This is a genomic window from Pseudoalteromonas sp. MIP2626 (genome assembly GCF_013414205.1).
Lineage (GTDB): Bacteria > Pseudomonadota > Gammaproteobacteria > Enterobacterales > Alteromonadaceae > Pseudoalteromonas > Pseudoalteromonas nigrifaciens.
The window spans coordinates 21,518-27,827 of record NZ_JAATTW010000041.1; the positions used below are offsets into that span (position 1 = coordinate 21,518).

At 40.7% G+C, this 6,310-nt stretch carries 5 protein-coding genes; all 5 read right to left on the minus strand.

The genetic code is table 11. The annotated features are described in order from the left end of the window. Window positions 1–34 precede the first annotated feature (34 nt). Window positions 35–334, minus strand: coding sequence for an integration host factor subunit alpha (gene ihfA, locus HC000_RS14340; protein WP_011328574.1), 300 nt, complete (start codon window positions 332–334; stop codon window positions 35–37). Between the two features lie 2 nt (window positions 335–336). Next, the gene (gene pheT, locus HC000_RS14345) at window positions 337–2,724 is read right to left on the minus strand and encodes a phenylalanine--tRNA ligase subunit beta (protein WP_086994471.1); all 2,388 of its coding nucleotides are present in this window, start codon (window positions 2,722–2,724) and stop codon (window positions 337–339) included. 15 nt (window positions 2,725–2,739) lie between these two features. Further along, window positions 2,740–3,720 (minus strand): phenylalanine--tRNA ligase subunit alpha, encoded by a 981-nt coding sequence (gene pheS, locus HC000_RS14350; RefSeq protein ID WP_011328576.1) that lies wholly within the window; start codon window positions 3,718–3,720, stop codon window positions 2,740–2,742. Between the two features lie 84 nt (window positions 3,721–3,804). Beyond that, window positions 3,805–4,515 (minus strand): DnaA regulatory inactivator Hda, encoded by a 711-nt coding sequence (hda, locus tag HC000_RS14355; protein ID WP_172459224.1) that lies wholly within the window; start codon window positions 4,513–4,515, stop codon window positions 3,805–3,807. Beyond that, on the minus strand, window positions 4,515–5,570 hold the full coding sequence (locus tag HC000_RS14360; protein ID WP_011328578.1) for a DUF2066 domain-containing protein: 1,056 nt from the start codon (window positions 5,568–5,570) through the stop codon (window positions 4,515–4,517). The genes hda and HC000_RS14360 overlap by 1 nt, the downstream gene beginning before the upstream one ends. Between the last annotated feature and the right edge of the window lie 740 nt (window positions 5,571–6,310).

A 6,310-nucleotide genomic window follows, 5' to 3' on the forward strand; every position in this document is an offset into this window, starting at 1 on the left:
AATAAAAAAGGCAGCTTACGCTGCCTTTTTTATATTACTTTGCTTTACTTGTACCCACTTCTACTCGGGTTTTAAGTTTTTGCCCAGGTCTAAAGGTCACAACGCGACGCGCCGAAATAGGAATATCTTCCCCTGTTTTCGGATTACGTCCCGGTCTTTCTTTTTTATCACGAAGATCAAAATTACCAAATCCAGAGAGCTTAATCTGCTCGCCTTTTTCAAGCGCTGAGCGGATTTCTTCAAAAAACGCTTCAACTAAATCTTTGGCATCTTTTTTATTGATCCCGAGTTTTTCAAATAGGTGTTCAGCTATGTCGGCTTTAGTAAGCGCCATATCTAGTCCCTCAACGATGCATTAAACTGTTCGGCCAGTGTGGCCACCACGTTATCAACTACTAGATTGATATCTTTCTCTTCGAGTGTTCTATCAACCGATTGCAGTGTTAGAGCAATCGCCAAACTCTTATAATTTGGCTCAATACCTTTGCCCTTATACACATCGAATAAGTTTAGGTCAACTAATTGATTTCCGCCAACTTTTTCTATCGCTGTTAAAATATCGCCAATATTTACGCTCTCTTGCACTAAAATCGCGATGTCGCGGCGATTTGAAGGGAATTTAGACACCCCTGCAACTTGCGGTAAATTTCTTTTTTCGATTGCCGACATTTCAATTTCAAACACGAAAGTAGCATTATTGATATCTAACGACTTTTGCGCTTGAGGGTGTAATGCACCAAAAAAACCGACCTTTTTACCAGCAACATAAATTACCGCTGATTGACCAGGATGCAAACCGTCTGACTGCTCTGCTTTAATTTCAAAGCGGCTCATATCATTGGTAATTGCCAGTAGTGCTTCCACGTCACCTTTCACATCGTAAAAATCGACGTTGCGTTTTTCTTCAACCCAATGTTCGCCATGCGCAAGACCGGTAATTACACCGCCAATTACTGGCACTTGGTTAACACCATTTTCGGCATTTTCGTCACTTAAAAATTTAAGGCCGTGTTCAAATAGACGAATACGCGGTTGCTGACGATTTTGGTTATACGCTAACGACGCCAATAAGCCAGGCATTAAGCTTACTCGCATTGCAGACATTTCAATTGAAATTGGGTGCGGTAATACTAGCGGCTGACTTTCTGGGTGCAAAATAGCTTGCGCTTTAGGGTCGACAAAACTGTACGTAATAGCCTCTTGATAACCACGGGCTACTAGCGTATTACGAAACTTGCTTAGTGCGATAGTCGCTTCGTTATGGGTGGTCATTTTAAGCTTAGCAGTCGGTGCAACATTAGGAATACTGTTGTAACCGTAAACACGCGCCACTTCTTCAATTAAATCTTCTTCAATACGCACATCAAAACGGTAACTAGGTACATCTGCACTCCAGCTGTCGTTTTCAACTTTTACGTTAAAACCTAAGCGAGTTAAAATATCAGTAACTTTCTCATCTTCAATATGATGGCCAATAACACGGTCTAAACGGCTACGACGTAAACGAACCTCAGTCACTTTAGGTAGTTTATCTGCGGCAACGGCTTCAACCACTGGGCCTGCTTCACCGCCTACTATTTCAAGTAGTAACGCTGTTGCACGCTCTATTGCATCATGCTGTAGCGCAAAATCAACACCACGCTCATAACGATGCGATGCATCTGTGTGTAAACCGTAGCTACGTGCTTGCCCAGCTATTGCTACAGGGTTAAAAAATGCGCTTTCAAGTAATATATCAGACGTTTTATTTGTAACACCCGATTGCTCGCCACCAAAAATACCCGCAATGGCTAGTGCTTTATTATGATCGGCTATCACTAATGTAGATTCGTTTAATTTAACGCTATTACCGTCAAGTAAAACTAGCTCTTCACCGGCGTTTGCACTACGTACTTTAATTCCACCTTCAATCGCATTTAAATCAAATGCATGCATTGGATGGCCAAGTTCAAGTAATACATAATTAGTAACATCAACTACTGGGTCGATTGAACGCACACCGCTGCGACGTAGTTTTTCAACCATCCATAACGGCGTTGCTGTATCAAGGTTAATGCCTTTGATCACACGCCCAAGGTAGCGAGGACATGCATCTTCATTAACTAATTCAATCGATACTTTATCGTCAATTGTTGCTGTAACCGCTGGAATTTGTAATACGTTTACGTCAATGCTGTTAAGTACGCCCACTTCGCGCGCTAAGCCTTTTATACCTAAACAATCACCACGGTTTGGTGTTAAATCAACATCAATAATATTATCATCAAGGCCTAGGTATTCACGTAAATCTGTACCTACTGGCGCATCGCTTGGCAATTCCATAATGCCATCGCCTTCTTCGCTAATACCTAGTTCAACAAAGGCACACAACATGCCATTTGAAGGTTGGCCACGTAACTTGGCTTTTTTAATTTTAAAATCACCAGGAAGCACTGCGCCAACAGTTGCAACCGCAACTTTAATGCCTAAACGACAGTTCGGTGCGCCACATACGATATCAAGTAGTTCATCACCACCGACATTAATTTTGGTAACGCGTAGCTTATCTGCATCAGGATGTTGTCCACATTCAACAACTTCACCTACCAATACACCATTAAATTTTGCTGCTGCAGGTGTTACGCCATCAACTTCTAGGCCAGCCATAGAAAGCTGTTCCGACAGAGCTTGCGTATCAATGGCTGGATTAACCCACTCTCTTAACCACTTTTCACTAAATTTCATATTATTGTTTCACTCTTAACGGAACTGGTTTAGGAATTTTAAGTCATTTTCAAAAAATGCACGTAAATCGTTTACGCCATAACGCAACATAGTTAAGCGCTCTACACCCATGCCAAAAGCAAAGCCGGTGTATTTTTCAGGATCAATGCCCACAGACTTAAGAACGTTAGGATGTACCATGCCGCAGCCTAATACTTCTAGCCACTTGCCGTCTTTACCCATTACGTCTACTTCTGCTGAAGGTTCTGTAAAAGGGAAAAATGAAGGACGGAAACGAATTTCCATGTCTTCTTCAAAAAAGTTACGCAGGAAGTCGTGTAAAATACCTTTAAGTTCAGTAAAGCTCACATCTGTGTCGACCATTAAGCCTTCAACCTGATGAAACATAGGCGTGTGCGTTTGGTCATAATCGTTACGATATACACGTCCAGGAGAAATAATACGCAGCGGCGGTTGCTCAACTTCCATTGTACGTATTTGTACGCCACTCGTTTGCGTACGCAATACCAGCTTAGGGTTGAAGTAAAAAGTGTCGTGATCAGCACGGGCTGGATGATGCTCAGGAATATTTAACGCATCAAAGTTATGAAAGTCATCTTCAACTTCAGGACCCGATTTAACTGCAAAGCCTAACTCACCAAAAAAGCTTTCTATGCGCTCAATGGTACGTGTAACCGGATGTAGGCCACCAGTAGGCATAACACGCCCAGGTAATGTTACATCGATAGTTTCAGCGGCTAGCTTTTCTTCTAGCGCTTTACTGGCTAACAGCTCACGTTTATCGTTTATAGCAGCTTGCACATCTTGTTTAGCTTGATTAATAACTTGGCCCGCTTCTTTACGCTCTTCAGGGGCAATTTTGCCTAACGTTTTAAGTAAGCTGGTGATCTCGCCTTTTTTGCCAAGGTAATTAACCCGCATTTCTTCTAACTGCGCGATTTCACTGGCACTGGCTACCGCCTCAAGTGCTTGCGCTAATATATTTTCTAAGTTCATTGGATACCTGATCTTTCACAGAAGGTGATTGCTGTTAAGTAATAACTTATGATAACTGAAAGCAGTGCCTAGATTCTAGACCTACTAGAGCTTTAACGTTGATTTTATAAAAGGAATTGTTAATTTTCGTTGTGCGGCCATAGATGCATGATCTAATTTGTCTAATACGTCGAGTAATGTACGCATATCACGACTTAAGCGCGTTAATAAAAATCGGGCGCATTCGTCACTTAGCTCTAAGCCACGCATTTTTGTGCGTTTAACTAAAGCTTGTGCTTTATCGTCATCGCTCATTGAGCGAATTTGCAGTGTAGTTCCCCATTTTAGCCGCGATTCTAAGTCTGGTAAGCTAATATTTAGCATGTCGGGGAGTAAGTCAGCGGTCACCACTAACATTTTTTTAGGCTCGTTAAAGCGATTAAAAAAATTAAATAAGGCCTTTTCCCACGCATCATCACCCGCTACCAAATGCACATCATCTATGCATAAAACATCAAGGGCTTCTAAGCCTTCTAATACCATAGGGCCAAAATCAATAACTTCTCGCATAGATAACAGCATATTTGATAAGCCGCGCTCTTGCGCTTGAATACACGTAGCGTACAAAAGGTGAGATTTCCCTGAATCGCCCAAACCACATAAATAAGTGTATTGAAAAGATTGCGACAATTTTGAAAAACTGTCTTTTAAATGACTTACTTCTAAAGAGTCCTCACCACCAAAGTACGAGGTAAAGGTTTCGTCATCGGGCAAAGTAACCGGCAATGCCATTTGCATTGGCTCATGAGTTAGCATTACTCACCAATCCATTGATACTCTAAACTGTTTTTATCAACAATATGATAAAAAGCACTTGGATCAACATAATCTCTAAACGCAGCATCAAGCCCTAATGCTTTTTTTAAATCAACCACACTACCCGTATGATTAAGTTTGAACTCAACTAAATCTGGGGTTTTTCGTATAATAGTAGCCTGAGTTACCACACTTAAATTTGATAACCGGCGTTTAGCCAACTCAATATCAACAAAGCTTTGCGTACCTTTTAGAGTTAAAGTTGCCGCTGCTTGCTCGTAATAAGCATTTGGATCAATTGCATATTCATTAGCTAGCCCTTTCGCTAACGTATCTATCATTTGCGCAACAACTTGTTGTTTATCACCCGTTAATCTATTTAATTCAAAAAGATCATCGTTAGTAAATCGCCAATCTAAAACCCAGTTTTCACTATCTGGTTGCTTATACATTCTGGCTGTAATACTGCGCTCAGCACTATAACGCTTAGAGGCCTCTTCTACTGGCTCTGAAAAGTTACCCCATACTTCAGGAATACCTACTAGACGTCTGTCTTGTAAATCAAGTAAAGGCACCACAACCGGTAAACCACGTCGCCCTGCTTTATCGTATATTAACTGTTCTAGTTGTGGGTAGCTTTCTTGAGTAACTAGCTCTCTGCGCCAGTTATCTTCAATTCCTAACCATATTGCAATTAATGGTCGTTGCACACCCCATAAGGGTAAACCGAGCTCTTTAATTAATGCATTAATTTTTCGCGCTTCAAATTTAACAACAAGTTTTAAGTTACCGGTTGTACTCTCGTCGTACTCAAACTTGAGCATGTAGTCTGAAATATCTTGAGTTTTTTGTTGCGCTAAGCTGTTTTGATCAGCACTTTCATCACCGCTGACTTTCACTAGAACATTCAGCAATGCTTTACGACTTGCTGCTAAACGCGTGTCTCGAGTTTTATCATCAACTTTTAAAATATCTTGATAAAGATCAGTTACTTCAACCGCTGATGCAGTAAAGCAAAATATAATTGATAAGGCACTTAATAATAATCTATACACAGGCTATTTGTTCTTAGTTTTAAACTGATTTGATCCTAAATCAAAGCAACCCACAAAGCAAAATTATATTTTATTTGTAGGAAAAAGTGCTAGGTGCTAGCAGAGATTGCTGATGGGGTTATTTTTGTCTAACAATTTAATGTTTTTATACTAATCGCATAAAGTTAATGAGTAATTTAATATTAAATAACGAGCTCAATAACAAAGCGATAATTAGAATCGGAGTCTTTAATTAGGCCTGGTAGTGTCTTAATGCCCACAGCAGTGGAGAGTCACAGTGCAAATACACCACACTCATTGACTAGTGATGATGTTTTTATGATTTGAATGTCGGTGCGCTACTTCGTAGCGACAACGCAGTAGAATGTCGTAGTGCCCACAGCGGTAGAAAGTCACAGTGTAAATACCCCACATTCATTGGCTAGTGGTGATGTTTTTATGATTTTTTATGATTTGAGTGTCGGGTGTCGCTACGCTCGCCCAACCTACGCGGGAGACTTGTGTACATTATTCACCCACATTTCACTTTTCTGCAGTAAGCGTCTAGCGAACCACACCTAGCATCGATGTTCTGATTATCTAAAAATACCTGCTCAATGATAAATTCGGAGCAGGTGATGAAAACTTACAGAACAAGCGCACAGTGGCAGCAGCTTTTGCTGAAACGCAGTACGTTTAGTGGTACTAATATTGAATTCTGCCAACACCATAATGTCGCTATTACGACTTATTATAAACAA

Bases quoted from the DNA above. Each gene is read 5' to 3' on its own strand.
- hda (WP_172459224.1), bottom strand. From the start codon at position 4,515: ATGCTAACTCATGAGCCAATGCAAATGGCATTGCCGGTTACTTTGCCC.
- ihfA (WP_011328574.1), bottom strand. From the start codon at position 334: ATGGCGCTTACTAAAGCCGACATAGCTGAACACCTATTTGAAAAACTC.
- pheT (WP_086994471.1), bottom strand. From the start codon at position 2,724: ATGAAATTTAGTGAAAAGTGGTTAAGAGAGTGGGTTAATCCAGCCATT.
- pheS (WP_011328576.1), bottom strand. From the start codon at position 3,720: ATGAACTTAGAAAATATATTAGCGCAAGCACTTGAGGCGGTAGCCAGT.